The sequence below is a fragment of the Croceitalea sp. W27 genome (assembly GCF_055693185.1).
In genome coordinates this window covers 2,805,268-2,829,432 of record NZ_CM146327.1, presented here as the reverse complement: position 1 = coordinate 2,829,432, position 24,165 = coordinate 2,805,268, and the positions used below count along the sequence as shown (strand labels likewise).

The 24,165-nt window shown below is 35.6% G+C and carries 33 protein-coding genes and 2 pseudogenes; 30 read left to right on the top strand and 5 right to left on the bottom strand.

Going from position 1 to position 24,165, the window contains the following annotated elements; all coding sequences use genetic code 11:
* Positions 1-7 precede the first annotated feature (7 nt).
* From ACZ1GR_RS12820 to ACZ1GR_RS12710, 23 genes and pseudogenes are all read left to right on the top strand, one after another.
* A pseudogene (locus ACZ1GR_RS12820) lies at positions 8-460 on the top strand (RteC domain-containing protein).
* 82 nt (positions 461-542) lie between these two features.
* Positions 543-848 (top strand): annotated as a pseudogene (locus ACZ1GR_RS12815) (recombinase); the annotation flags it as partial.
* A 215-nt stretch (positions 849-1,063) separates the two neighbouring features.
* Positions 1,064-1,624, top strand: coding sequence for a Crp/Fnr family transcriptional regulator (locus tag ACZ1GR_RS12810; RefSeq protein ID WP_472609357.1), 561 nt, complete (start codon positions 1,064-1,066; stop codon positions 1,622-1,624).
* Positions 1,625-1,731: 107 nt separating this feature from the next.
* The gene (locus tag ACZ1GR_RS12805) at positions 1,732-2,136 is read left to right on the top strand and encodes a YybH family protein (protein WP_472609356.1); all 405 of its coding nucleotides are present in this window, start codon (positions 1,732-1,734) and stop codon (positions 2,134-2,136) included.
* 58 nt (positions 2,137-2,194) lie between these two features.
* Positions 2,195-2,377 carry a hypothetical protein gene (locus ACZ1GR_RS12800; protein WP_472609355.1) on the top strand — a complete coding sequence of 61 codons (183 nt, stop codon included), beginning with the start codon at positions 2,195-2,197 and terminating at the stop codon, positions 2,375-2,377.
* Between the two features lie 121 nt (positions 2,378-2,498).
* Complete coding sequence (locus ACZ1GR_RS12795; RefSeq protein WP_472609354.1) at positions 2,499-3,062, top strand: TetR/AcrR family transcriptional regulator; 564 nt, start codon at positions 2,499-2,501, stop codon at positions 3,060-3,062.
* Positions 3,063-3,105: 43 nt separating this feature from the next.
* A complete protein-coding gene (locus ACZ1GR_RS12790; RefSeq protein WP_472609353.1) occupies positions 3,106-3,513 on the top strand; it encodes a nuclear transport factor 2 family protein in 408 nt (135 codons plus the stop codon).
* Positions 3,514-3,528: 15 nt separating this feature from the next.
* Entirely contained in the window at positions 3,529-4,509 is a 981-nt protein-coding gene (locus ACZ1GR_RS12785) for an alpha/beta fold hydrolase (RefSeq protein ID WP_472609352.1), read from the top strand.
* 10 nt (positions 4,510-4,519) lie between these two features.
* Entirely contained in the window at positions 4,520-5,035 is a 516-nt protein-coding gene (locus ACZ1GR_RS12780; RefSeq protein WP_472609351.1) for a glyceraldehyde 3-phosphate dehydrogenase NAD-binding domain-containing protein, read from the top strand.
* Complete coding sequence (locus tag ACZ1GR_RS12775) at positions 5,032-5,508, top strand: hypothetical protein (RefSeq protein ID WP_472609350.1); 477 nt, start codon at positions 5,032-5,034, stop codon at positions 5,506-5,508. The genes ACZ1GR_RS12780 and ACZ1GR_RS12775 overlap by 4 nt, the downstream gene beginning before the upstream one ends.
* Before the next feature lie 109 nt (positions 5,509-5,617).
* A complete protein-coding gene (locus ACZ1GR_RS12770; RefSeq protein ID WP_472609349.1) occupies positions 5,618-6,028 on the top strand; it encodes an RrF2 family transcriptional regulator in 411 nt (136 codons plus the stop codon).
* Positions 6,029-6,089: 61 nt separating this feature from the next.
* Positions 6,090-7,049, top strand: a complete 960-nt coding sequence (locus ACZ1GR_RS12765) for an alpha/beta fold hydrolase (RefSeq protein WP_472609348.1) — start codon at positions 6,090-6,092, stop codon at positions 7,047-7,049.
* Between the two features lie 28 nt (positions 7,050-7,077).
* Entirely contained in the window at positions 7,078-7,956 is an 879-nt protein-coding gene (locus tag ACZ1GR_RS12760) for an SDR family oxidoreductase (RefSeq protein WP_472609347.1), read from the top strand.
* Positions 7,957-8,094: 138 nt separating this feature from the next.
* Positions 8,095-9,024, top strand: coding sequence for a hypothetical protein (locus ACZ1GR_RS12755; protein WP_472609346.1), 930 nt, complete (start codon positions 8,095-8,097; stop codon positions 9,022-9,024).
* Between the two features lie 13 nt (positions 9,025-9,037).
* On the top strand, positions 9,038-9,436 hold the full coding sequence (locus ACZ1GR_RS12750) for a YybH family protein (protein WP_472609345.1): 399 nt from the start codon (positions 9,038-9,040) through the stop codon (positions 9,434-9,436).
* A gap of 1 nt (position 9,437) precedes the next feature.
* Positions 9,438-9,839, top strand: coding sequence for a YybH family protein (locus tag ACZ1GR_RS12745; RefSeq protein WP_472609344.1), 402 nt, complete (start codon positions 9,438-9,440; stop codon positions 9,837-9,839).
* 11 nt (positions 9,840-9,850) lie between these two features.
* Positions 9,851-10,240 (top strand): YybH family protein, encoded by a 390-nt coding sequence (locus ACZ1GR_RS12740; RefSeq protein WP_472609343.1) that lies wholly within the window; start codon positions 9,851-9,853, stop codon positions 10,238-10,240.
* 104 nt (positions 10,241-10,344) lie between these two features.
* Positions 10,345-10,836, top strand: coding sequence for an asparaginase domain-containing protein (locus ACZ1GR_RS12735; protein WP_472609342.1), 492 nt, complete (start codon positions 10,345-10,347; stop codon positions 10,834-10,836).
* A 6-nt stretch (positions 10,837-10,842) separates the two neighbouring features.
* Entirely contained in the window at positions 10,843-11,757 is a 915-nt protein-coding gene (locus ACZ1GR_RS12730) for a LuxR C-terminal-related transcriptional regulator (protein WP_472609341.1), read from the top strand.
* Positions 11,758-11,989: 232 nt separating this feature from the next.
* The gene (locus tag ACZ1GR_RS12725) at positions 11,990-12,817 is read left to right on the top strand and encodes an RteC domain-containing protein (protein WP_472609340.1); all 828 of its coding nucleotides are present in this window, start codon (positions 11,990-11,992) and stop codon (positions 12,815-12,817) included.
* Positions 12,818-13,090: 273 nt separating this feature from the next.
* Positions 13,091-13,375 (top strand): helix-turn-helix domain-containing protein, encoded by a 285-nt coding sequence (locus tag ACZ1GR_RS12720; protein ID WP_472609339.1) that lies wholly within the window; start codon positions 13,091-13,093, stop codon positions 13,373-13,375.
* 3 nt (positions 13,376-13,378) lie between these two features.
* Positions 13,379-14,131: a hypothetical protein gene (locus ACZ1GR_RS12715; RefSeq protein ID WP_472609338.1), complete on the top strand. Its 753-nt coding sequence runs from the start codon at positions 13,379-13,381 to the stop codon at positions 14,129-14,131.
* Positions 14,115-14,783: an ATPase gene (locus ACZ1GR_RS12710; protein WP_472609337.1), complete on the top strand. Its 669-nt coding sequence runs from the start codon at positions 14,115-14,117 to the stop codon at positions 14,781-14,783. The genes ACZ1GR_RS12715 and ACZ1GR_RS12710 overlap by 17 nt, the downstream gene beginning before the upstream one ends.
* Positions 14,784-14,792: 9 nt before the next feature.
* Here ACZ1GR_RS12710 and ACZ1GR_RS12705 read toward each other — a convergent pair whose 3' ends face one another.
* Genes ACZ1GR_RS12705 through ACZ1GR_RS12690 form a run of 4 tightly spaced genes read right to left on the bottom strand, consistent with a single transcriptional unit; the run spans position 14,793 to position 17,852 of the window.
* Complete coding sequence (locus ACZ1GR_RS12705) at positions 14,793-16,427, bottom strand: nucleotidyltransferase domain-containing protein (protein ID WP_472609336.1); 1,635 nt, start codon at positions 16,425-16,427, stop codon at positions 14,793-14,795.
* Complete coding sequence (locus tag ACZ1GR_RS12700) at positions 16,428-17,255, bottom strand: SMODS-associated NUDIX domain-containing protein (RefSeq protein WP_472609335.1); 828 nt, start codon at positions 17,253-17,255, stop codon at positions 16,428-16,430.
* Positions 17,248-17,664: a lecithin retinol acyltransferase family protein gene (locus ACZ1GR_RS12695; RefSeq protein WP_472609334.1), complete on the bottom strand. Its 417-nt coding sequence runs from the start codon at positions 17,662-17,664 to the stop codon at positions 17,248-17,250. The genes ACZ1GR_RS12700 and ACZ1GR_RS12695 overlap by 8 nt, the downstream gene beginning before the upstream one ends.
* A gap of 11 nt (positions 17,665-17,675) precedes the next feature.
* The gene (locus ACZ1GR_RS12690) at positions 17,676-17,852 is read right to left on the bottom strand and encodes a hypothetical protein (protein ID WP_472609333.1); all 177 of its coding nucleotides are present in this window, start codon (positions 17,850-17,852) and stop codon (positions 17,676-17,678) included.
* A gap of 145 nt (positions 17,853-17,997) precedes the next feature.
* Between ACZ1GR_RS12690 and ACZ1GR_RS12685 the strand changes: the two genes are divergently transcribed.
* Together ACZ1GR_RS12685 and ACZ1GR_RS12680 are read left to right on the top strand one after the other, a co-directional pair.
* The gene (locus ACZ1GR_RS12685; protein ID WP_472609332.1) at positions 17,998-18,336 is read left to right on the top strand and encodes a helix-turn-helix domain-containing protein; all 339 of its coding nucleotides are present in this window, start codon (positions 17,998-18,000) and stop codon (positions 18,334-18,336) included.
* Between the two features lie 2 nt (positions 18,337-18,338).
* Positions 18,339-18,860, top strand: coding sequence for an ImmA/IrrE family metallo-endopeptidase (locus ACZ1GR_RS12680; protein ID WP_472609331.1), 522 nt, complete (start codon positions 18,339-18,341; stop codon positions 18,858-18,860).
* Between the two features lie 69 nt (positions 18,861-18,929).
* Here the strand turns inward: ACZ1GR_RS12680 and ACZ1GR_RS12675 are convergent, their stop codons facing one another.
* Positions 18,930-19,589, bottom strand: coding sequence for an N-acetylmuramoyl-L-alanine amidase family protein (locus tag ACZ1GR_RS12675; protein WP_472609330.1), 660 nt, complete (start codon positions 19,587-19,589; stop codon positions 18,930-18,932).
* A gap of 189 nt (positions 19,590-19,778) precedes the next feature.
* On the opposite strand from ACZ1GR_RS12675, the gene ACZ1GR_RS12670 reads away from it, so the two are divergent.
* The 5 genes from ACZ1GR_RS12670 to ACZ1GR_RS12650 are packed head-to-tail and all read left to right on the top strand — an operon-like array spanning position 19,779 to position 24,161.
* Positions 19,779-20,066, top strand: a complete 288-nt coding sequence (locus ACZ1GR_RS12670) for a hypothetical protein (protein WP_472609329.1) — start codon at positions 19,779-19,781, stop codon at positions 20,064-20,066.
* Between the two features lie 2 nt (positions 20,067-20,068).
* Positions 20,069-20,347: a hypothetical protein gene (locus ACZ1GR_RS12665; protein ID WP_472609328.1), complete on the top strand. Its 279-nt coding sequence runs from the start codon at positions 20,069-20,071 to the stop codon at positions 20,345-20,347.
* Positions 20,340-22,742, top strand: a complete 2,403-nt coding sequence (locus tag ACZ1GR_RS12660) for a TraG family conjugative transposon ATPase (RefSeq protein ID WP_472609327.1) — start codon at positions 20,340-20,342, stop codon at positions 22,740-22,742. The genes ACZ1GR_RS12665 and ACZ1GR_RS12660 overlap by 8 nt, the downstream gene beginning before the upstream one ends.
* Positions 22,743-22,746: 4 nt before the next feature.
* Positions 22,747-23,328, top strand: a complete 582-nt coding sequence (locus tag ACZ1GR_RS12655) for a conjugal transfer protein (RefSeq protein WP_472609326.1) — start codon at positions 22,747-22,749, stop codon at positions 23,326-23,328.
* An 8-nt stretch (positions 23,329-23,336) separates the two neighbouring features.
* Positions 23,337-24,161 carry a hypothetical protein gene (locus ACZ1GR_RS12650; RefSeq protein ID WP_472609325.1) on the top strand — a complete coding sequence of 275 codons (825 nt, stop codon included), beginning with the start codon at positions 23,337-23,339 and terminating at the stop codon, positions 24,159-24,161.
* Positions 24,162-24,165 lie beyond the last annotated feature (4 nt).

The window sequence follows — 24,165 nt, the reverse complement described above, 5'->3', positions numbered from 1 at the left end:
TTTAGATATGCTAGAATCTGAAAATAAAGATTTTCTTTATAAGGCAGAACAAGGGATAAAAATTATAAAACAAGCCCTCAAAAAATCTCGTAATCTTATTACTGATTATAAATTTAAAACCAATCAGGAAGAAATTTCTTTTTTTAAGAATACCAAGCCAAAAATATACAGCAAGCTTATTTATTATGTGAAGTTTTTTAATATAGAAAGTAAAAGACCTTGAAGTAGTAATAAATCTCAAGTCAAATATTTAAACAATCATATCGATAAGCTTCAACTCTACTTCAATGACAATCTTGAATTTTATCATTATTATCGTAGAGGTGCCACTTCACTTGACGAACAATATTTTTTACGAGGAAAGACAGATATACGCTTGTTCCCTGACACCTTTCATTGTTTTACGGATGAACAATTCTCAACAAGTCACGATAATACAGTAGCTATGATATGCTCATAGTACACTTAAAAACTCAAATAGATAAACTAGAAAATAATAATGGAATGGAAACCACTAATAGCTCTTTATTGAAGCCTTCTAATTTATTTTTCCAGAAATGAAAAAAGCAGATTTAACCAATCCTAAGGATGTATATAATAAAACTAAGGTAGCGATAAGTAAATTCAATGGATTCTTAAAAATGATTGTAAGCAAAGTTGGTATTCAAAAGAAGGTAACAATGCACATTGCTCGCCATTCCTTTGGAAATATTGCCGGTGACTCTATCCACCCATTAATGCTTCAAAAATTATATAGACATTCGGACCTTAAGACCACTATTAATTACCAAGCAAATTTTATTCACAAAGAAGCCGACGATGCTTTGGACAGCGTCATAAATTTCTAAAAATATTCGATAAACTCTTAATCTAAAAACTAAAGTATCTCACTATAACCCCATTAAGTTTATAAATAGAAATAATATGTAGTGATTATAAAGAATTGTTTTTTTACTCACCAGATTCTTAAAACTCTTTTCAACCAATAAGAACCAAAAAAGAATTCTATAACTTTGGAAGTTGAATACTATAATTTCGTCTTTTCAATTAATATTAAAAAAACATGAAAGATTTTTTATCTAAAATATACAAGGTAAATGATGATATTTTAACAGAATATCTTTCATACTGGGAGGAATATATCGTTCCAAGAAAAACGGTGATGACTGCACCAGGTAAAACCCAACGTCATTTATACTATGTACTTGAGGGAATTCAAAAATCTTATTATTTAAACGAAGATAAACAACATATTATCTTATTTACCTATGCACCATCATTCAGCGGAAATCCAGGGTCATTTGTAACTCAAACCCCTTCAAAGTATTTTCTTGAAACCATCACTGAAAGTAAATTTCTACGTATTTCCTATGAGAAACACCAGCAGCTAATGGAGCAATATAGAGAAATTGAAACGCTTTTCCGTAAAGCTATTGAGTATCTTTTGATAGGGGTCATGGAAAAGCATTATGAATTAATGGCATTTGATATCGAAACTCGTTTTAAAATTTTTACCAAGAGAAGCCCTCATCTGCTTACACTTATATCTCAAAAAGACCTTGCCTCATATTTACGAATTGATTCAACTAACTTTAGTAAATTAATGAACAATACCCGCATTTAAGAAATCTTGGTTTACACCAAGAATAAATAGTGATTCATCTTATAAGTTTGTAGTGTAAAAAATTACACACTAAAAAATAATCATTATTAAACTTTAAATGTTACGTTATGAATAAAACAGCAAAAGACGAAATTAGAAAAGCTTGTCAAGATTGGATGGATGCTTTTAACAGTCACGATATTGATCAATTAATGGCATTATATGATCCTGAATCTAGCTATAGTACAAGCGGAGGCTCTAGGAGATCCGATTTAGTGTCCATTAAACAAGGGTTTATAGAACACTTTATGGTAAAACCTCATGCTACGATTTTTGAAGAACAAGTAATTGCAGGTAGAGATATAGGTTACTATACAGGAAATTTTATTATGAAAGGCACCAACCCTGAAGATGGCTTGGAGATGTCTGAAAGAGGACGCGTTGTAGTTATCTTTAGAAAATCAGAATCTGGAATGTGGAAACTGGTTTTTGATATGGATAACAGACCACCGGATGTTCAAGAAGCTGCATAATTAAAACTTACGGAATTATTCTAAAAATGGATAATTCCGTCTAAATACTTAAATAATAATGGAAAAAACGAATCCCGATTTTTATTCAGTTAATCTAGAAGGGTTAACAAATATAAAGGTCAATGTTTTAGACTCTGAATATGTGATTACTTTAACCGATACTCCAGATATAGAAATTTTAAAAGGTTACGGTAAAAATATCACAGATGCAATGAACGATCTTTTCAATAATCTGATGTAGCATTTTTGGCTACTCCAAAATTACATACCAGAAAGAAGCAATGAATACTATCTTAACATTTATTTATAATAGTTTTTTACCGATTGTTTGGTAATTAATTATTTTTAACTATATTTGTACCATGAGACCACAAAAAGTAATAGACAAAGAAATGTTATCAGGCCTGACCGACGTTTTCCGTTCCAAAGGTTACGAAGGTGCCAGCTTAAATGATTTGGCACAAGCAACGGGGCTAAAAAAAGCAAGCCTGTACCACCGGTTTCCAGAAGGCAAGCAAGCAATGGCTAATGCTGTAATGGACCATACAGGAAAATGGGTAGAAGATAATATTGTGAAGTCTTTATTGGATGCCGATGAATCGCCTCAACAGCGTTTAAAAAATGGGCTTTCCAATATAAAAATGTTTTATGATGAGGGAAATAAAGATTGTATCTTTCGAGCCTTGTCCATGCAAGCTGGTCTGACCTTGTTCGCAGAACAGATAAAAGAAGGTATGGATGCCTGGGTATCTACATTTACCGCAATTGGATTGGCATTAGGGCAACCGGAACAGGATGCTCATAACAACGCGGTACAAGCGTTGATAGAAATTCAGGGAAGTTTAATAGTTTCAAGAGGTATGAACGATATTACCGTCTTTGAAAATACCTTGAAAAATATTGAAGTACGATATTTAAAGGAATAAAAAAATTTATCAATATAACAAACCGAATGTTCGGTAATTAATTATGAAGAAACACCCATTACCTCCTTTTACTAAGGAAACCGCTCAACAGAAAATACAAATGGCAGAAGATGCTTGGAATAGCAAAGACCCTGTAAAAGTATCGCTTGCCTATTCGATAGATACCGAATGGCGAAATCGTGACCAATTTATAAATGGCAGAAAAAAAGTACAAGCCTTCCTTACCAACAAATGGAAAAATGAACTAGAATACAAACTCAAAAAGGAACTCTGGGCATTTTTAGATAACAAAATTGCTGTACGATTTGAATACGAATACCATGATAAAGCTGGACAATGGTTTAGAGCCTACGGCAATGAAAATTGGGAGTTTGATGAAGACGGATTAATGAAAAAAAGGTTTGCTAGTATTAATGACCTTAGAATAAACGAAACAGAAAGAAAACTATAAATTAAAAACAACAAAATGAAAAAATTAATCACATTACAAGTACTGTTTGTATTACTATTTACAGGATGCCAACAAACGTCAGATAAAAAAAACACCAATACAGCTATGACTAAAATTCAAAACACCACAAAAAAACAACCTACGACTTACAAAAGTATTGAAATTGAAGGAGTCAATATCGCCTACAGAGAGGCTGGAAATCCTAATAATCCTACCATTGTATTATTGCACGGATTTCCTGCATCATCCCATCAGTACCGTAAAGTCTTAAATCAACTATCAGATGAGTATCATTTGATTGCGCCGGACTATCCAGGATTTGGGAATAGTGATTTTCCTTCATCTGATAAATATGAATATACATTTGATAACATTGCTGAGACAATTAACGCTTTCTTAGAAAAAAAGAATTTGAGTTCCTATGCTTTGATGATACAAGATTACGGTGCGCCGGTTGGATTTAGAATAGCTACCAAGCATCCTGAAAGAATTACGGCCATTATCAATCAAAACGGGAACGCATACGAAGAAGGTCTTGGGCCTGGTTGGGAAGGAATAAAAAAGTTTTGGACCAATAGAACAAAAGAGGCCGAAGCGGCTATAATACCTGCCTTCGCTTTAGAAGGATTAAAATGGCAATACACTCACGGAACACGTAATCCCGAAAATGTTAATCCAGATACCTGGCACTTAGATTATTTAAGATTATCAAGACCTAATGCACATTCAATGAATTTGGACTTACTTTATGATTATCAAAATAACGTAAAGAAATATCCAGAATGGCAAAAATACTTAAGAGACAATCAGCCACCATTATTAATTGTATGGGGTAAAAATGATGTTTATTTTCCAGAAAGTGGTGCTGAGGCCTTTAAAAAAGATGTCAAAAACATCGACTATAACATTTACGATACAGGGCACTTTGCCTTAGAGGAGGATGGCGATGAAATTATTGTAAAAATTAGGGCTTTCATGAATCTACTAACAAAATAAACTGGCTGAAATGAAAAGAATAGCAATTAACGGAATGGGGCGAATCGGACGCGCTTCTCTAAAAATAATCTTGAACAATCCAGAACTTGAACTGGTAGGTATAAATGATATTGCCCCAATTGAAAACATCGCGTATCTTTTAAGGTATGACAGTACCCATGGAGCCTTTGAAAAAGAAGTGGCGGTAAAAGGTAAATCATTGGTAGTTGGGGACAGGCATATTCCGTTTTTTAATGAAAGAAACCCCGCCCACCTTCCTTGGAAAGAACTAGATGTTGAAGTGGTCATCGAAAGCACTGGAGTCTTTACTAAGGAAGAAGACGCGCAAAAGCATGTTGACGCCGGGGCCAAAGTGGTCGTAATCTCCGGACCCACTTCAAGCGGTGGCGTACCAACGGTGGTGCATGGTGTAAATACCAAAGATGGTTCAAGTACTATTTTCTCATGTGCTAGCTGTACCACCAATAATATCAGTCCCATAATTGAAATCTTGGGTCGAAATATTGGCATAAAAAAGCCATTATGACCACGATACATGCCAACACGACATCCAATAAAATGGTAGACTCGCCATCTAAAAAGATTCGAATGGGAAGATCAGGTCTTAACAATCTGATTCCCACGACTACGGGCGCAGCTACAGCAACTACTAAGGCAATGCCCCAGTATGCAGGGCGATTTGATGGTATGGCGATTCGGGTTCCTATTTCTGTTGGTTCGGCTTCAGATATTACAATAGTAACGGAAAGGAAAACATCAGTTGAAGAAATAAACGAAATCTTAACGGAAGAAGCTTCTAGCAATAGATATAAAAACGTAATCAGGGTATCTAACGAGGCCATTGTATCTAGCGATATTATCAAAGACCCACATGCTGCGATTATTGATTTAGAAATGACTAAAGTGGTAGACGGAGATTTGATAAAAGTATTGGCATGGTATGATAATGAATGGGGATTTGCTAATCAGATGATTCGACAAATTTTAGAAAATGTGTAGGAAAGTTTTAGCCACGTTCGTAAAAAATATTAAAATAAATTTGCAAGGGTAGAATTTTTAGGCGACTTTTGTACTGTAATAAATAATATGACAGTTAAATTAAAAGACATTGGTTAAAAGTAAATTTTCCATATCGTTACATATCATGACCTTGTTGGCCTACTATCCAGGGGAATGGCATTCTTCTGCCTCAATCGCAGAAAGCCTGAACATAAACCCCGTTCTAGTGCGCAAAGAGTTAAAGGCCTTAAAAGAAAATGGTTTATTGGAAAGCAAAGAAGGAAAAAATGGAGGGGTCAGACTTGGGAAGTTAGCTAAAAATATTACGTTAGCCAATATTTTTGAAGCGGTAAAAGGCAGTAATCATGTGCTTAGTCTATCAAACAACTTGCCAGAGGTAAGCTGTAAGATAGGAGGCCAAATCAACACCAAATTACTTGACATATTCGATAAAATCGACAGCGCCATTATAAGTACTTTGCAAAACCAAACCTTAGAAGAATTTAAAAATCAATTTTAGCTTTTTTTTACATAAAACTGTAATAATAATAGTGACAGTAAATAATTTAATAAACAATTAAATGAAACAAATAATTACAAACACCATGCTATTGCTACCCTTACTTATGGCAGCTCAGACCTCTAACAAAAATTTTAAAATCAATTCTTTAAACAATAAAAATAATACAGATATGCAACATAAAAATTTAGATGTTGATGGACTTTCCGTTTTCTACAGGGAAGCTGGCCAGCAAAACAAAGAAACTATTTTGTTCTTACACGGTAACCCCACATCATCACATATGTATAATGACTTAATGCATTCATTAAAAGATAAATATCATGTGATTGCCCCAGATTATCCCGGATATGGTTTTAGTTCCAGGCCTACTGTATCAGAATACGAATATACTTTTGATAATATTAGTAATACAATAAACCAATTCATAGACAAGCTGGAACTCAAGCATTTTTATCTGTTCATACAGGATTACGGTGGTCCAATAGGGTTTCGTATTGCTACCGAAAGACCAGAACTGATTAAAGGTCTAATTATCCAAAATGCTAACGTCTACCAGGAAGGTTTTGGGGAATGGGCCGTTGAAATCGGTGGATACATCCAAAACAACGATCTAGAAAAAATGGATGCTTACAAGAAGCATTTGGTAAGCTTGGATGGACTTAAAGAACAATATGTTACAGGTGCTAAGGATGAAAGCCTTATCGACCCTTCTTCATATATGTTAGATTATGGTTTTTTAAACCGTCCAGGTTCCAAAGAATTATTTCTAACCCTCTTTGATGATTACGGAAGCAATTTCGCAAAGTACGGAGAGTGGCAAAATTACCTAAAAGAACACCAACCTCCTACCCTAGTCGTTTGGGGAACCAACGACAAATTCTTTAGTAAACCAGGAGGAGAAGCCTATGCCAAAGATTTAAAAGACGTAGAAATTCATTTTTTCGATGGAGGCCACTTTATGCTCGAAGAGTACAGTTCGGAAGTCGCACAATTAATAAAAAAATTCATTACAAAATAAAAAAGTTTAACAATTAAAATTCGAAAAAATGAAAGTATTTGTAACGGGGGCCACGGGTTTCCAAGGCGGCAATATTGCCGGAGCACTATTAAATGAAAACCACCAGATAACAACCTTGAAAAGAGACCCAAACGTTGGCCAGCCGGCAATGGAAGGAATTGAAGTCGTAAAAGGTGGATTAGACAGTCGAGATTCACTAGCAACAGCGATGCGGGGAGCCCAAGCTGCCGTATATTCTTTCCCTCTTATTTTTGACATGGAACTTGCAGTATCTTATACCGAGAACTTCATAGCAGCCGCAAAGCAGGAAAATGTCGATTTAGTAATCTTTAATACAACATTTCATTTGGCTAAAGAAGAAACAGGCTTTTTAGCATTGGATTTAAAAGTTGCTATGAAAAAACAATTCGATGCATCTGGTCTAAATGTGATAACACTTGCACCAGACACCTATATTGATAACATTTCAGCCCCATGGTCCATTCCAGTTATTTTAGAACACAAAATCGTACCATATCCAATTGCATCAGATAAAAGGCTTCCTTGGATAAGTCATTCGGATTTAGGAAAGTATGTGGCTAAAGCAATAACAAAACCAGAATTGGCAGGACAAACACTTCCTATTGGGGGAAGTTTAATTTCTGGAAATGAAATCGCAGCTGCCATATCTAATGCAATAGGACAAGACCTTAATTTTGTTTCGGTACCTGTAAATGAATTTGAACAACAATTAACTTCAGGGTTCGGAGAATTGGCCGCTAAGGAAATCTCCAATCTTTATAGATTCATAGAACAAAATCACAACGAATTTGTGGATAAAGATTTTGACAAGACCAATCAACTTTTAGGTGTGCAACCCCAATCGGCACAAGACTGGGCCAATTCAGTAAACTGGAGCCTTTCATAAGAAGTCAATATAAGGGCAGAGTGGGTTTGATTTAAACCTAAGAAATTATCGGTTGATCGATTATTCTTTAGAAACTTAAATCAAACCCTACTCAAAAGTTACTTTAAAGGGGCGTATAACCATTAGATATATTTTACAATGAACGACACACATTTTCATGCAGGGGAATTAGAAATCCAGAACAAATACAATATTACGCATGATCCGCGTCTTGCGGAAAGGTTGTTAAAGGCTCATATTATGGAACAATTAGTACCCTTTATCGAGCAACAAACAACCGTAATTGTAAGTACTCTTGATAAAGATGGTAATATATGGGCATCCATGCTTGTTGGTGCTACCGGTCTTATTAAGGTAGCAACATCCAAGCTGCTCCATATTCATCTGGAACACTTAAAAAGTACTCCAACAGAGATTCTTTTTAAAAATATTCGCCCTAAATCTAAGATTGGAATCTTATTTATAGATACGGCCACAAGATCTAGATACCGTCTAAATGGTTGTGCTACTTTACATACAAACAGAATAGAAATTACGGTATCGGAAGCCTACCCAAATTGTCCCAAATACATACAACAACGAGTCCCAATATTATCGGAGGAATCTTCAGAACTAGGTATTGAAAAGTTAAAAGGTACCGTCCTAAATAATATGCACAAACAATGGATTAAGAGTGCAGATACTTTTTTTCTAGGCAGTATGAATGCAAATGGTGATATGGACGCTTCGCACCGCGGAGGGGATACAGGTTTTGTTGAAATATTAGAAGATGGTACTCTTAAAATACCTGATTATATCGGTAATAATTTGTTCAATACATTGGGCAACTTTGTTCAGGTACCCAAAGCAGGTTTACTCTTTATGGATTTTGAGAAAGGCCATTCGTTACAACTTTCTGGTGATACAGAGTTGATTTTTGATAGGGAAGAAACTATGGACATACAAAAAACGATGGGAACAGGGCGTTATTGGTTGTTCAAGACCAAGCACTGGATACAGACCGAATTTCATAACAACATAGATTGGAAACTGGTGAGCTTTTCACCTTTCAATCCAAAAATTAATTAAATAAAATAGAAAAATGAGTAAAGATCTAGTACAAGAAGTAAGAAATGCTTTAGACCAATGGTTAGCGGCATTTAACGATAATGATATAGAAGCATTAATGGCGGTTTACGATCACGAAATTGTTTACGCCAATAGTGCTAAACCAGTAGAAATAGGAATACCTGTAGTAAAAGCAGGTTTTATAAACAGTTTTGCCATAAAACCCAAAGTATTTTTTAAAGAAGAACAAGCCATCGCTGTTGATGGTTTAGGGTATATAGCAGGACAATTTAGAGTAGCTGGCACAAGCCCCGAGGACGGTAGTGAAGTGGGTGAATCTGGTCGTGTAGTCGTTATTTTTAGAAAAAACGATGCGGGAGAATGGAAATTGGTATTTGATATGGACAACCGCCCGCCAGACGTAACTATTTAATATGATGAACAAAGATTTAACAGAAGAAATCAGAAACGCCTTAAATCAATGGTTAGCCGCATTCAACAGTAATGACGTAGCATCAGTAATAGCCTTGTACGATCCGGAAATTGTTTTTGCAAATCAATCGAACCCTATTGCTATAGGAATTCCAGCGGTACAAGAAAGCTTACTAAAAAGTTTTGCCATCAAACCAAAGTTGTCTTTTAAAGAAGAGCAAATAATTGCCGTAGATGGTCTTGGTTACGCTGCGGGACAATACAAAATGACCGGTACCAATCCGCAAGATGGAAGTGCAATCACAGGGGCAGGCCGTGTAGTAGCTATTTTTAGAAAAAATAGTGCAGGAGCATGGAAATTAGTATTTGACATGGACAACTGTCCACCAGATGTAAACTTATAAATTAAATAAAAATGATAACAAGAAAAGCAATGCGACCTAGAGATGTCGCCAATCAAATTAGTGAATGTATCACCGAAGGGAATATGGAAAATGTTCTGGACTTTTTTCATCCGGATTACTTAATGTCATTTCCTCCTTCGGAACCCCTTAAGTCTGGTTTGGATACCATACAAGAAAGTTTTCAACCTTTTATCGATGCAGGGGCCAAACTTAACAGCACTGTGACTGGGGAGCTTATAAATGGGGATATCGCGGTTGTACAAGCCAATTGGAATATTGTTGATGGTTCGGGGAATATGATGGGGGAAGGTTCTTCCACCGAAGTGCTCAAACAGCGAACAGATGGTTCTTGGCAGTATTTTATAGACTGCCCTTTAGGGTTGCCTTTTCTGGAACAATAACTGTTAATCAAATATTGATTCAGGTAGGTTTGAACAATTGTAAATATTAATAGTAGTAAAATCTATTATTAATAAAGAGTCATAAACTGATTTTTGAAAATAAAATGATAAAAATTTTAACAACGGGAGGTACGATTGAAGGGCTTGAATATGATAAATTTAATCAAGCTCCTTCACGTGCGCCTGTGACAATCCTAAAACATTTACAAAGCATTGAAAACCTTCCTTCCTATTCTATCAAAGAAATATTTTCAAAGGATAGTAGGTTCATAACTGAAGGAGACCGTAAACTAATTCTTCAGGAAATCAATAACACAGATTCGCAAAGAATTTTAATTACCCACGGTACTTATTCAATGATTGAAACCGCTCAATACTTGGCTAAATCAGAACGGAATAGAACTATCATCCTAACTGGTGCCTTTATTCTTGGCAATAAGCTAAACACCGACGCAAAAGCCAACCTTCACTATGCCTTTAATCAATTTAATGAATTAGAAGTCGGGGTTTTTATCGCCATTCATAATGAGACCTTTCATTGGAATAATGTGGTTAAAAATGAGTTCAAAAACAGATTTGAAACGGTAACAAAATGATAAAATATGTTTGGCACTTCAATACATTGGACTACGTTTTTCTACCTTCTGGTAGATGTGTTCATTGTCGTGTTTACGAGCATTCAGGCCTCGCGACTAAAAAGAAATAATTTAAAGAGGTTTATTTTATTAGGATTTTTATTTATTCTCTACAACATTACTGGTGGTTTTCTGCCGTTTGATAATTTTCCTGGACCATACATTATTCAATATATAATTACCTATTCTGTCGCAATAGTTCTCGTTGTATTTATCGTTTTATATCTCTACAGGGAATATGACATCGTAATTTTAAGAACATATCTATCTGTAAACAATATTGCCGCCATACTTACTGGAGGTCTTATCAGTTTATTTTTAGTTCCATACTTTCTTACCCAGTCCTTAGAAATTGCTAGAAAGATTTTCACTATCCCAATCGCCTTAATTGCAATATATTTTCTTTGGGCGTTTTATCAAAAGCTTAAAAAACTTACCAAAGCTAATACCTTCACCCAGAGGAGAGCTAAACTCTCACTAATAAGCGCAAGTGGTATTGTTCTATTACCTATGATGACCTTAATAGGTGATTTTCAATGGTTAACTTTTACCATAATGAATATTTCCTTCTACGCAATCACCGCTATAGAAGTTGATAGATATCTTTACTTTCTAGAAAACAAAAACAAGATGTTCGAGGTGTTTAGTTTTTACGAATCCAACAAGCAGAAATTGATGGAGTCCAAGCTCATATACCAAAGTCTTACTAGAAGAGAGATAGAAATTGCCGTATCTATCTTAGATAAAAAATCATACCAAACTATTAGTGAATCATACTTCATTGCAAAACATACGGTAACCAAACACGCATCAAACATCTACAAGAAAACGGGGGTAAAAAATAGAGCAGACTTTCTCAAACGCTTTGGTTTAAAACAATAGTATTTTCAGTCTAAAACGTATAAAAATACGTTTTTACCGTAGTCAAATACGCTGTGTTTTCTTATTTGTATTGTAGTCCTTCATTATTTTAGCTTTCCAATTCTAACTAAAAAACATTGAAATCTATCATTGTAAACGCTTACCGACTTCAAAGAGAATTGTGCGGAGTAAACTATCACATTTGATACAAATACTATTCTCGTAACCGGTTTGCAAATCGAACAACGGGAAAATGAATACAACCAAACTTCTTATCCAATTTCAAAAGAAGTATACTTCTTTATCATCAGAATATGATGATATTTTCACGCTTTCGAGAAAGCGTATTCATCTTTGCCGAGAAACGTTGCTTATGATGCGTAAAGTAGTTTTAAAGAATAGCTTCACATCACCATCAGAAGAAATCACTTTTTTTAAACATATAAAACAAGGTCCTTTATCCAGTTTACTTTTCAATAAATTCCTTGCAAGATTGGAATGGCATTGCCCAAAAGCTTCCATAAAAAAGCAGGAGGTCTATCTAAAGAAAGAATTGGTGCGTTGTGATGATTTCTTTTTGGAACATATCGACTTTGGACAATATATACAAATCGATGCCACACATCTAGACGAACTTTATTTCACTAGAAAAGCGAATGAAAACCCTCAATTTGAACTCCAATTCTCAGAAATATATGACCTAGAGTTCAATACACCAAGAGACTTACTACTTGCTAAGTTTTCAGCCTTTAAAAAATTGATAAAGCACATACATAACCGCTTGGTAGAATTACCTTCCAAATTTTACAGAGAATACCTGTCTAAATCTCATTTGGTATGGACGGGGAATAAAGTAGACTTAATCGAACTTATTTATGCCCTTCATTCAGTAGGTGCCGTAAAAGGCGGGCGTATTGAAATTCGCGAACTAGCATCTTCCTTTGAGACCCTTTTTAATATTAATCTCGGTAATTATTATCGAAAATTTATTGAAATAAGAGGTAGAAAAATAGACCGAACCAAATTTCTGGATTCACTAAAAGACAACCTTCTTCAACGAATGGATGAGACTGATAATTAGTCAATATCATTCACAACTTGTGTACGTATTGTGATTACAAAACCTTTTGTCCTAACTGTTAAATATTTAATTCTTCTATGATCCGCAAAAGCATAAAACAAAGCAAATTCACTAAAAATCTACCAAATAAAAATCTTTCACAACCTGTGTAGCAGATGTGAACAAAATCCATCAATCCGCTTCAACTTTGTAGAACGAAAGTCAAATCAGGTCAGGGGCTATCAAATTAATTGAAAGCAATGCGATAGTCCCTTTCTTTTAAATCATTCTATTATGCCGACAAGTATTATTACAACAGACGACCTTCGGGAATTCAAAATGGAATTACTCGATGATATCAAAAAATTATTATCCAAACAAGTTACTGGAAAACTAAAAAGATACCTCAAATCTTCCGAGGTTATGGATTTGCTTCAGGTAAGTCCCGGCACACTACAAAATCTTCGTATCAATGGCACATTACCTTACACCAAAGTTGGTGGTATTATCTATTACGATGCCGAGGAAATTCAAAATATAATGACCGCCAACCGTGTACAGCACAGTTCAAATTCTTAAGTAATGAACTATATAAAGCTACTTAATGCGGCTTTTGAAAAGTTCTATTTTGATGACCGCCTTAATCCTACCCATATCAGTCTGTATATGGCACTGTTCCAAGAATGGAACAGCAGTCGCTTTGCAGACGAGTTTTATGTGAACCGAAGGGATTTAATGCGTTGTTCCAAAATAGGTTCAAAATCCACATACCATCGTTGTGTTACTGATTTGGACTCGTGGCTTTATCTATCCTATTTCCCATCTAACAATCCATATAAGGGCAGTAAAATCAAGATGTCTATTATTGGTACAAGTGATGAACCAGATATGGGACGGTACAATCCCACATTAGAACAGCTTGCGGAACAGTACTATCCCATATGTGAACCAGTTGTGGGACAGCACAATCCCATAAATGGACAGGTTGTAGACCCACACCGTCCCATAGGTGGACAAGCATTGGTATCTACTACAAACAATATCAAACAAGAAAACTATACAAAACAACCAAAGGGCTGGCAGGCCGTAATTGATTTTTTTATTGAAAAAGGTTTTAATGCTGATGAAGGAAAAAAATTCTACGAGCATTATGAAGCTCGGAACTGGCAAACGAGCGACGGTAAGGCAATTCGTGATTGGCGCGCTCTAGCCACGAATTGGATGGACAGAACGGAATTATTTGATGAAGATAGCAGAACAAACAAAAACCAAGCGTCCCAAATCAAGGACAACTTGCGAACCACTAAAAACAAAGACTATGGACAACCCCTCTAAAATTACCGAAGGTGGCGTAGAATATTCGCTCGGACAATTTGATGGCAAGAGCGTTGTCTATGACTTTCCGAAAATCCTGATTTACCTGAATGCCAAAGGCAAATTATTGTTTGGCAAAAAATTTAGAATTTATGATGAGGACAAAGATATTCTACTGAGGCTCTGTTCTTATTTTATTAGGGATAAAGACAACTGTGCCACCTACGACATAGACATAGACATAGACAAAGGAATTTTACTTTCCGGACCAGTAGGTTGTGGCAAGACCAGTTTAATGAAATTGTTACGACATTTAGTTCCCTTGCAACGCCCTTATGAAATGATTCCCTGCCGAAATGTAGCCTTTAGTTTTAACCATTTGGGTTTTAAAACAGTTGAAGAATATGGGAATACCAAGTTTTACTGTTTTGATGATTTGGGCGTTGAACCTGCTGGACGGTTTTATGGAAAAGACTTGAACGTAATGGGTGAGGTACTCTTATCCAGATATGAACTCTATCTCGATACCAAACACAAAATCAAAACTCACGCTACCACAAACCTAAATGCTGAAGAATTGGAAGAACGCTATGGAAATCGTGTTCGTAGCAGAATGCGAGAACTGTTTAATTTGATTGCCTTTGATAAAGGTGCTGGTGATAAGAGGAAGTGAATACGCTACCTAATGTTTGACTTCGTCTGCTAACCACACGCCATACTTTTTCCATAGTTCATACATAACAAGCCATTCAGATATCCAAGGCATAACATCTACAAAATTTAAGTCCAAATGTGCTGACAAATCCTTAGGATAGTAAAGGCATAAACTATTGCCAGGATAGAGATGTGGTGTCTTGCCAAATTTAATTTGACTATCATTTAGCACGTAAATCCTTTCTTTTCGACCCTCTCTGTTGATATCATACTCGACAAGAATCTCATATTCTTTTTTGCATCCATTAGGTTTAATTCTACCTTTTCCTAGCAATTTTCCGTTAGTGATTACAGTTTTAAGCCAAGGGAAATTTGTATCCAAGTATTCTTTTTGAATATAGGCTGCCACATAATTCTTCTGCAAAATGTCCTTAGGGTAATCCTTTAAATTAAGTTCAACATCACCATAGTTACGATTAGGTTTGCTAGGATAGCCATTATCTTTTGAAATATTTCCTCGGTCGTCAACATAGCTTTTCCCAGACAATATCGTGAGACAAGCTTTTTCTAAGTCGTTTTTATTATTTCCGGATAAGTCTTCGAGCTGAGATTTTAATATGGTCTTTGTTCTGGAACTACCAAACAAATCTTCAGCTACACCAAAGTTACCATTCTTTAACTGCTCCCACTTCTCTTTAAAGCTTCTAATGAAGCTGACAAACTGATTATAGTACTCTTTATCTTTGTCCCACTTTTCAGTAAAATCTTCATCTTCATTAACCGGATTAAGAACCTTGATTCTTTTATACACACCGCTACTCTCATAAAGTTTTTCATAACTAGTGTATCGCTGCAAAATCCTATTAAGTATATTATCAATTGTCTCATAAATTGAGGATTCACCTTGATATAGTTCCCCAAATATTGTAGTCAATACGATACTTGATGTTTTGTGCTTTGGTCTCTTTTCAAAGAAAATATCCCTATATCTCTTAGTAAGTTGGACAGAACGTTTTAGAGGTTCTTTTTCGTAAATATTTTCTTCTGGTAAGTCCTCCTGCTCTGCCTTAGCTTCAGATAGTGTAATAAAATCACTAAATGCATTCCGCAGCAATACTGGTTCACGGATATCTTCAGCTTTGTCTGTAAACCATTTAGCATATCCCTTGGGAAATGAAGATGCCCAAGATGCAAGTTCCCTATCTGGCACCATAATTTTATCCTCAAATGGAATAATAATACAACCGGGTAAAATGTCTAAATGAAAATCACCTGCATAATTTATTCTAGCACATCTATTCTTTTTTAAAAGTTTAGGCCTGTAAACTTCATTGTTAGTAAAGACACGTATCAAGTGATTATAAATCTCTGAAGAAGTGTAGTTCCTATATGAATCCTTAATTTGAACTACGATATCCAAATCAAATTCGTCCTTTCCTATTGGTTTAGTGGTTGTTCCTATAGCTTTTGACCCTTGTGGATAAACTATGAAATCAACTTTAGAGAAAAATACTGGGTCTGCTTTTAAAACATCATAGATGGCATTATAAGCAGTCTCCATCTTATTTGACCTTGTTTCATCAAGCTCTAATGATTGGGCTAGTCTTGCCAATAAGTCCTCTCGCTGAAAGCCATTTCTATATAAGTAATCTTGAAAATTCATTTACAATATGTGTTTGGTGTGTTGTCCTATTCGTATTTTATGCTCATCAAAACATTCATTTTTAATGTCGTCTTCAGTAACAAAAGCATACTTCTCATTAAATGCACTACTTTTCAATAGTTTTTTAAATTCCTTTAACTGTTTTGTGTTTAATTCAATCTGGAAAATATCATATATCAATGTATGATACTCTTCATCTTTAAAACGGGTTTGTTTACATAGGATGTTTTCCTTTGTCCCCAGATACTCTGCCCTAATAGATTTAAAATTTTTGGCACCTAAAATTTGAGCTTCAATCAATTCTTCTGAAAATTCACGCCATACTCCAATTTCCCTATCTTTTCGAGAATAGAACCAGCTGATTATTTTGGGGATGAACTTTGCGCTTACGAAAAAACGAAGGTCTTCAGGGTTTTTTCCATCTGCTTTAGACGAGGCCTTCCAGTCCTTATACAAATCTTTATTGCCAACCAACTTGTAAACTCCGCCAACAGGCTGATATTGATTTATCTTAGTACCTTTGACTAAGAAATATTTTTCGTCACCTGGTATTTTTATTCTGAGCAAGTAACTTAGAGATACATATACCTTTTTATTTGGTATTAGAAGGAAACACTTTAACGCAATCCAAAAGTATTTTCCTTGCGTCTTGACGATTTCAGCAGTACCAGTAATGCACGCAATTATGAACGCGAAAGCACTGGCAACTAAAATTTCTTTATGAAAATCGTTTACATTCTTAAGATGCAAATAACGATAGGCTAAGTAACCGACAGATAATAAAAATACGGTTAAGTACAATAGAAATCGCCTAAGCTCCTTATTCATCACTAGACATAATTCTTAAAAAAATCATACTACCTAATAACATCAAGCCATTATTAACTTGGCTACTTCTTTCTTTACCGTATTGCACCCAATTTGCAAAATGCTCACAATTGAAACCTAAAAAACTGTAACGATGACCTAGCTTCTGATATGCTCTCTGGATGGCATTCTGAATATCGAAATGGCTTCCTCTGAACCTTCTAACTCTGACAGGTTCGTACTCTTGCAGAAGTTCTAAAAGTTCATCTCTTGGAATAATCTTTACAGCACCTTTAAGATTGCCTATAAAAAATCCGTTCCCTAAGTAGACGACATAATGGTCCAGTATCCTTCCTAAGCCATTTCTCTTTTTAGCCACTATCACATCGATAGGGGCTAATTGGTTAATCAATTGTAAATACTTTGTCATATTGCTCTGTATTATTTTTCCTTTCGTACTCCTTTAAATGGTTTTTTACTGGAAGTCTTGCCATCCATAAACTTACCGGTTTCTGAATCACGTTTGGTCCAAATACCAGTTTTAGTATTTTTTACTTGAGACCGTTTCTTAACTGCCCCGTGTCTGCGGTTGTCTCCGCTTTTTCCGTTTGTTGCCATATGCTTATAATTCTATCATAATTACGACACAAATATAAGCATTATTTTTGAATGTTATAAATTGAAGGATTAAGTTATTAACAATGTATTGACAGATTTATAAACATTTACTATATTTGCAAAGAATTAATTTCTTGAACTAACCTTGTCAGAGTATAAAGAAGCACTATATAAACTTATAGGTGAGAGAATCAAGTCTCTTCGGGAATCTCTTAACCTCAGTCAGCTTGAATTATCAAAGAAATTAGACCTAAGCAGGTCATCTATCTCTAATATCGAACTTGGACGACATCAAATTCCGCTTCATACTCTATATGAGATTTCTAGGGAATGTGATGTTGATATTGTTGAATTTCTACCACACTACGATGAAGTTGTAAGTTTTGCCACTTCCGATGTTGTTGATTATACTAAATTTCTAGACTCTTCCAAATTGGAAGATAGTCAGAAAGAAAAATTAAAAGATTACCTTAAAAACATTTAGCTATGCTTAATCAATCGATAGAGTCTATAACTTCTAAAATTTTAGACGATTTAAATATTAAAACTCCTAGTAAAATTGATGTCAATAAAATATCAAGACACCTGGGGGTAGATGTCAAAGCTGAAAATATGGATTTTGATATATCTGGCCTATTCATTATTAAAAATAATAAACCGTACATCAGATACAATGATAATGAACATCCCAACAGAAAAAGGTTCACTATTGCTCACGAGCTAGGCCATTTCGTTCTGCATAAAGAAGCTAAACCAATTTTTGTAGACAAAAATGAACGGATTATGTATAGAGATGGTGATTCAAGTACAGGTGAATTCAGAAAAGAACGTGAAGCAAATGCCTTTGCTGCATCCTTATTAATGCCAAAATCATTTATTGAAAAAGCAATTAAGAAATCTCCAAAAGAAACTGACGATATTGTTGCATACTTGGCTCAAAAATTTAAAGTTAGTGAACAGGCAATGAACTTCAGACTTGCTAATCTTGGATATATAGGCCTTTATTGATTATTTTTTGGTTTTGTAAGTATTAATTGAAATAGATTCTTAACTATTTCTCTCAGACATTTAACAACCTCAATCCCCAACTCTTTCATAACTATCCATATTTTTATTTAAACTTTCTAATATCACTAAAGCCATAGCTGTAATAGATTCTGGCTTTAGATAATGAACACTTTCATCCTCATTACTCAAAAATCCCAATTCCAATAGTACAGAAGAACAATAGGCAATGGTTTCACGCAACACCTGAAAATTCGCAAACTTCACACCGCGACTTTCAAAACCCAACTTCTTATTTAAGTGGGCTTGCAGCTGAAATGCCAACCAAATTGATTCATCTGAAAACTTGGAATCTTTATCAATCACATAAACTTCAATCCCTCTTGCATTCGGATTATCGGAATGGTTACAATGCAGGGACACAAATAAATCAGCCTTTAAGGCTTTGGCCAACTCGGTTCTATCCGATAACGAAATGAGCGTATCGGTGTACCTGGTTAAGTAAATATCCAAAGGGGTATCCGATTCATTATTGAGCTTCAAAATGGCATTTGCAATATTGAGTACGACATCCTTTTCTTGGATGCCATTTACGCCTACCGCACCGGAATCTTTTCCACCGTGTCCGACGTCAATTACAATTCGTTTTGGGGTACTCGTTTCTTGACCAAAAAGGATGCACATTTTGACGAACAAAATCACAAAACTGACGTTTTTGAGCAGATTTTTCATTTTCAACTTTCGAGTTTTCAACAGTTACACTTTAAAATTCCATAAAATTTGATACCAAATAATGGCAACGGAAATCAAATGCTATCAAATAATATTTTATTCACAAATATTTGATTTTCAGTTATTTATAATCAAATATATGTAAATTTCCCATAACGAAAACAACACAAAATTTTAAACCGTTACGTTATGAAAAAATCAATCTATTTAGCAACATTTTTATCACTGCTCTCAACATCACTTTTCGCTCAAATTGGTGGAATCGAGGATTCCGTTAATGATGTGGGTGATACCATAAGAGCCATCTTTCCTATTCTACTTGGTGTTATTTTTCTTGTTGGTTTCCTATTTAATGCTGGGCATTTCTTTGGCGAAAACGCAGACCTTAAAAAAGGAATTACCAGAGTACTTGTCTTTGTATTGATTGCTGGCGCAGTAGTCGGAATCTTCACGTATATCATCGGAATCGTAGTGTAAGGATGAAGAAATTCGAAGTCTATAAAAATATTAGGAAGCGGGCAGTCATTTTTGGGCTGCCCATTTCCCTGTTTGCCTTAATGATGGTTTCCATTTTAGCTTCACTACTCATCATCATTTTCTCTTTCAGTTTTATAATGATTATAGGCATACTGGTTTTCAATGTCTCTCTATATGTAGCCTTGACAAGAATAGCCCATAATCCACAGCTATTTCAGATGGCAAAGGCCTTTCCAAGAATAATTAGTAACAAAAGAAACTCTGGCTTCAATTATGAATAAGATGAACCTATCGGAATATAGACCCATAACTGATATTCAGGACAATATCATTTTTGCCAATAATGGTAACGTGGTCTTATGCTATGAGGGTAGTCTACCAGAAATCTACTCGTTGTCCGAAAAGGATTTTGAGGATATACACGGTGCTTGGTTTCAAGCTTTAAAATCGTTACCCATTGGTACGGTAGTGCATAAGCAAGATGTTTATCTCAAAAAATCGTACACCTCAGAAAAGCTTTCCAACAAAACATTTTTAGAAAAGGCCACCCACGAACATTTTAAAGGTCGTGAGTATATGGAACATCGGTGCTTTTTATTCTTCATACTGACCAAGAACAAAGCATTGAACAACCCAAAATATGTCAATCCATTTAGAAAGATTTCCAAGGATATTGTTCAGAAGTTCGATGATAACGTAAACAGTTTTATCGGTTCGGTAAGCGATTCGGTTTCCTTTATAAATAACAGCCGCAAGATGACCTTTTCTTCGCTTAAAGCGAAAGAAATTCAGCAACTCACAAATGGGTATTTCAACGGATTCAATGAGGGATTTGACACCGACATCATCTTAGACAAAAGAAGCGTCAATATTGGCGAAAACCATTTTGATGCCCTGGCTATCAATAGCGAACTGTGCTTTGGCGAAAGTGTACAGAGTAGCAAGACCAATGAGAAATTCACTTCTGACGATTTTGTGTTTCATCAAGGGTTTATTGATGGCTTAGGGCTTACGCTTAACGAGAATCATATCGTAAACCAAATTATCTATCTCGACGATAAGCAAAAATGGCGCAAGCAGCTCGATAAGAAAGTAGAAGAGCTCAACAAAAGTTCAAACTTCGGTTCGCAGAATAAAGTGGTGCTTGGTAAAATCCAGCACATTTTGGACCAAATCAATGCCGATGATAATGCACGGATTATTCGTGGTCATTTAAACATTGTCTATTGGACTCGGGAAGCCCAAGAGCTAAACAAAATAGCCTCGAAGATTAAAACCGAATTCAAGGAACTGGATATCATCCCATACTATCCAAGAGGTGAAGAACGAAAGAATTACATCCTTAACAGTTATTGCTGTTTCTCTTCCAATTTTTCAAACAATGACCTGTACGTAACTGATTTGAAACATGCCCTGTGCCTTTTCATCAATAACACCAATTATAATTCCGATGCAACTGGAATCATCTTTAACGACCGTGAGCACAACGTTCCAGTTTTAAAAGATGTTTGGGATGAAAAAAAGAAACGCATCAAGGCACGCAACTTTGCCATTTTTGCACCTACTGGTGAGGGTAAATCTTTCTTGGCCAACAACATTCTGCGCCAATATTTTGAAAGTGGTGTCCGCTTGGTCATTATCGATTTGGGTGGTTCATATACCAAGTTTGCCAAACTCTATCCTGAAAAATACACCGTACTGCGTTACGAAAGTGGAAAGAATCTTGGTATCAATCCATTTTACATCAGCGATGTAAACGACTTAACACCTGAACGTTTGGAAGACCTATCGGTTTTCCTGTTTGAACTGTTCGCTTCGGATTTGAAAGTCTCGAAAGCACAATCTGTTTCGGTTAAAAAGATATTACGCCATTATTTCGATAGCACTTCAGAAAACCACTCTTTAGATGGCTTTTACAGTTTTATAGAAAGGAATCAGAAAGACATTCTGAACACCTTAAAAATCCATCCCGACTACTTCAATGTTACGAGCTTCTTGCACGTAATGTCCGAATATGTCGGCGATGGTCTATATAGTTTTCTGTTTGAAGTCAGCGAAGACCAAACCTATAAAATTGAGGACAAACGATTGATTGTTTTTGAACTGGACGAAGTCAAGGACAATAAGGAAATCCTATCCGTAATGCTGAAGCTGATTAAGTCAGCTATCCAGAGAACCATTTGGAAAAACAGGGCTGAAAAAGGTATCATCCTTTTCGATGAGTTTGCAAAACAACTGAAGTTTGATAATGTGCTGGAAAGTGTAGAATTCTACTATCAAGCCATTCGTAAACAGAATGGTGCCATTGGGATTATTCTTCAATCTATTAATCAGCTTCCGAACAATTCTACTTCCGCAAGCATCCTTGAAAATACGCAAGTTATTTATAGTCTGAACAATGAAAAAGGCTATGACGAACTGGTCAAACGCCTCAATTTATCCAGCCACGACCTGAACCAATTAAAGTCCATCAAGAACAATCTTTCCGGACCACGAAAGTACACGGAAATGTTCATCAAAATAGGTAGGGAAAGTAACATCTTTCGTCTCGAAGTTCCGAAAGAAGTGTATGCGGCTTACTTAACCGACGGACAGGAAAATGAGGCCATAATGGCCATTTATGAAAGAACAAACGATATGGAACAAGCCATAAAAGAATTCACATCTAAAATTTAATCTTATGAAAACAAAAATCAAAATCTTATTAATGACAGTTGCATTGACCTTATTTATGTCTGGAAAAGCTACTGCCCAAGGAATGCCAGTTTATGACAACACCAACTTTGTTAGCTTGGTAAAACAACTCGTAGAATCTGGCAAGCAGACAGCAGAAATGATTAAGTCCGTAAAATTCTTGAAAGATGCTAAAGAAGCTATTGAGAAAGTATCCAGCGTTGTCCAACAGCTTCGAGCAGTTGAGGAAATAGCACAAAACAATCAACGCCTTATCAATGTAATGCAAAATGACTTACACGATATTTTAAACTCGCCTTACATCAAGCCAGAGGAAGTTTCAAGGATTGCTGAATCATTTGACGCCATAGTCCAGAACTCTTTGGACACTGTTGATTTTATGGGTGAAATTTTATCTAGCGATAATCTAAAAATGTCCGATGCCGAGCGTGCTGAAGTCTTAAAGCAAAAAGAGAAAGAATCAAAAGAAATGGTATCGAGCATTACTACTAAAACAAAGCGTTATCGCGACATTATTTCTTTCAGAAAAATGCAGGATAAGATAAACAATCGCGAAACTCAATACTAGTAGCCTTAATGTCAATCGGACTAGAATATATCGATACCGTTTTTCAAACGATACAGAACAGCAGTTTCTCGCAATACACTATTGCCGGAATGAAAACGCTCGCCGTTCTGTTCTTTCTCATCAACATCCTTAAAAAATACAATGAAGGTATTGCCGATAAGGATGGTTACACTTGGGGATTGAGTCCAGGGGAATTGACAAAGAACTTTGCCATCGTTATTCTGGTCATTTTTTCGACACAAGTACTTGGTTTCTTCGATAGCATCTTGGTTTCTGTTGAAGCTCAATATCGTGGTACGGCACCAGCTTTATTGCCTTTACAGATGCAGGATATTCCTATCGAAGAAGATGTGAGCATCATAGAAGTAGCTCAGGCTGCTATGACACTGTTGTACGAAGCCTTGGTAACACCACTTTACGGTTTCAAAATATTTGCTTTTATCATCAGTCTTTTTCTTTGGATATTGGATTTGTTCATTTATCCATTGTTTTTGGCAGAACGATTCTTCCTTTTAGGAATAATGCAGGCATTTTTTCCGTTGGTCATTAGCTTGGCCGTATTTGAGAAATTCCGCTCATTGGCCTATACATTTTTCAAATTGTACGCTGCGGTTTATATGCTGGTGCCAGCTTTTTTTCTCGTTAATGTATTCATAAACGCGCTTTATACTGAAATCAACACCAACTTCTGGACAAACCTTTTTGGGACCGATGTGGGCCAGAGCTTTTTTGCACCTGTGGTACAGCTTGGTTCTGTAGGCTTTATTGTATTTCTGAAATTCAAGCTCTATAAACGCGCCACATCCTTTACACTCAGATTGTTTACTGCCTAAGGCA

Coding starts and splice junctions, on each gene's coding strand:
- ACZ1GR_RS12720 (WP_472609339.1), top strand. CDS start 13,091: ATGCCGACAAGTATTATTACAACAGACGACCTTCGGGAATTCAAAATG.
- ACZ1GR_RS12715 (WP_472609338.1), top strand. CDS start 13,379: ATGAACTATATAAAGCTACTTAATGCGGCTTTTGAAAAGTTCTATTTT.
- ACZ1GR_RS12805 (WP_472609356.1), top strand. CDS start 1,732: ATGAATAAAACAGCAAAAGACGAAATTAGAAAAGCTTGTCAAGATTGG.
- ACZ1GR_RS12760 (WP_472609347.1), top strand. CDS start 7,078: ATGAAAGTATTTGTAACGGGGGCCACGGGTTTCCAAGGCGGCAATATT.
- ACZ1GR_RS12795 (WP_472609354.1), top strand. CDS start 2,499: ATGAGACCACAAAAAGTAATAGACAAAGAAATGTTATCAGGCCTGACC.
- ACZ1GR_RS12725 (WP_472609340.1), top strand. CDS start 11,990: ATGAATACAACCAAACTTCTTATCCAATTTCAAAAGAAGTATACTTCT.
- ACZ1GR_RS12675 (WP_472609330.1), bottom strand. CDS start 19,589: ATGAAAAATCTGCTCAAAAACGTCAGTTTTGTGATTTTGTTCGTCAAA.
- ACZ1GR_RS12690 (WP_472609333.1), bottom strand. CDS start 17,852: ATGGCAACAAACGGAAAAAGCGGAGACAACCGCAGACACGGGGCAGTT.
- ACZ1GR_RS12650 (WP_472609325.1), top strand. CDS start 23,337: ATGTCAATCGGACTAGAATATATCGATACCGTTTTTCAAACGATACAG.
- ACZ1GR_RS12660 (WP_472609327.1), top strand. CDS start 20,340: ATGAATAAGATGAACCTATCGGAATATAGACCCATAACTGATATTCAG.
- ACZ1GR_RS12665 (WP_472609328.1), top strand. CDS start 20,069: ATGAAGAAATTCGAAGTCTATAAAAATATTAGGAAGCGGGCAGTCATT.
- ACZ1GR_RS12730 (WP_472609341.1), top strand. CDS start 10,843: ATGTTTGGCACTTCAATACATTGGACTACGTTTTTCTACCTTCTGGTA.
- ACZ1GR_RS12750 (WP_472609345.1), top strand. CDS start 9,038: ATGAGTAAAGATCTAGTACAAGAAGTAAGAAATGCTTTAGACCAATGG.
- ACZ1GR_RS12785 (WP_472609352.1), top strand. CDS start 3,529: ATGAAAAAATTAATCACATTACAAGTACTGTTTGTATTACTATTTACA.
- ACZ1GR_RS12680 (WP_472609331.1), top strand. CDS start 18,339: ATGCTTAATCAATCGATAGAGTCTATAACTTCTAAAATTTTAGACGAT.
- ACZ1GR_RS12745 (WP_472609344.1), top strand. CDS start 9,438: ATGATGAACAAAGATTTAACAGAAGAAATCAGAAACGCCTTAAATCAA.
- ACZ1GR_RS12775 (WP_472609350.1), top strand. CDS start 5,032: ATGACCACGATACATGCCAACACGACATCCAATAAAATGGTAGACTCG.
- ACZ1GR_RS12810 (WP_472609357.1), top strand. CDS start 1,064: ATGAAAGATTTTTTATCTAAAATATACAAGGTAAATGATGATATTTTA.
- ACZ1GR_RS12670 (WP_472609329.1), top strand. CDS start 19,779: ATGAAAAAATCAATCTATTTAGCAACATTTTTATCACTGCTCTCAACA.
- ACZ1GR_RS12695 (WP_472609334.1), bottom strand. CDS start 17,664: ATGACAAAGTATTTACAATTGATTAACCAATTAGCCCCTATCGATGTG.
- ACZ1GR_RS12800 (WP_472609355.1), top strand. CDS start 2,195: ATGGAAAAAACGAATCCCGATTTTTATTCAGTTAATCTAGAAGGGTTA.
- ACZ1GR_RS12755 (WP_472609346.1), top strand. CDS start 8,095: ATGAACGACACACATTTTCATGCAGGGGAATTAGAAATCCAGAACAAA.
- ACZ1GR_RS12710 (WP_472609337.1), top strand. CDS start 14,115: ATGGACAACCCCTCTAAAATTACCGAAGGTGGCGTAGAATATTCGCTC.
- ACZ1GR_RS12655 (WP_472609326.1), top strand. CDS start 22,747: ATGAAAACAAAAATCAAAATCTTATTAATGACAGTTGCATTGACCTTA.
- ACZ1GR_RS12735 (WP_472609342.1), top strand. CDS start 10,345: ATGATAAAAATTTTAACAACGGGAGGTACGATTGAAGGGCTTGAATAT.
- ACZ1GR_RS12790 (WP_472609353.1), top strand. CDS start 3,106: ATGAAGAAACACCCATTACCTCCTTTTACTAAGGAAACCGCTCAACAG.
- ACZ1GR_RS12700 (WP_472609335.1), bottom strand. CDS start 17,255: ATGAATAAGGAGCTTAGGCGATTTCTATTGTACTTAACCGTATTTTTA.
- ACZ1GR_RS12765 (WP_472609348.1), top strand. CDS start 6,090: ATGAAACAAATAATTACAAACACCATGCTATTGCTACCCTTACTTATG.
- ACZ1GR_RS12780 (WP_472609351.1), top strand. CDS start 4,520: ATGAAAAGAATAGCAATTAACGGAATGGGGCGAATCGGACGCGCTTCT.
- ACZ1GR_RS12705 (WP_472609336.1), bottom strand. CDS start 16,427: ATGAATTTTCAAGATTACTTATATAGAAATGGCTTTCAGCGAGAGGAC.
- ACZ1GR_RS12740 (WP_472609343.1), top strand. CDS start 9,851: ATGATAACAAGAAAAGCAATGCGACCTAGAGATGTCGCCAATCAAATT.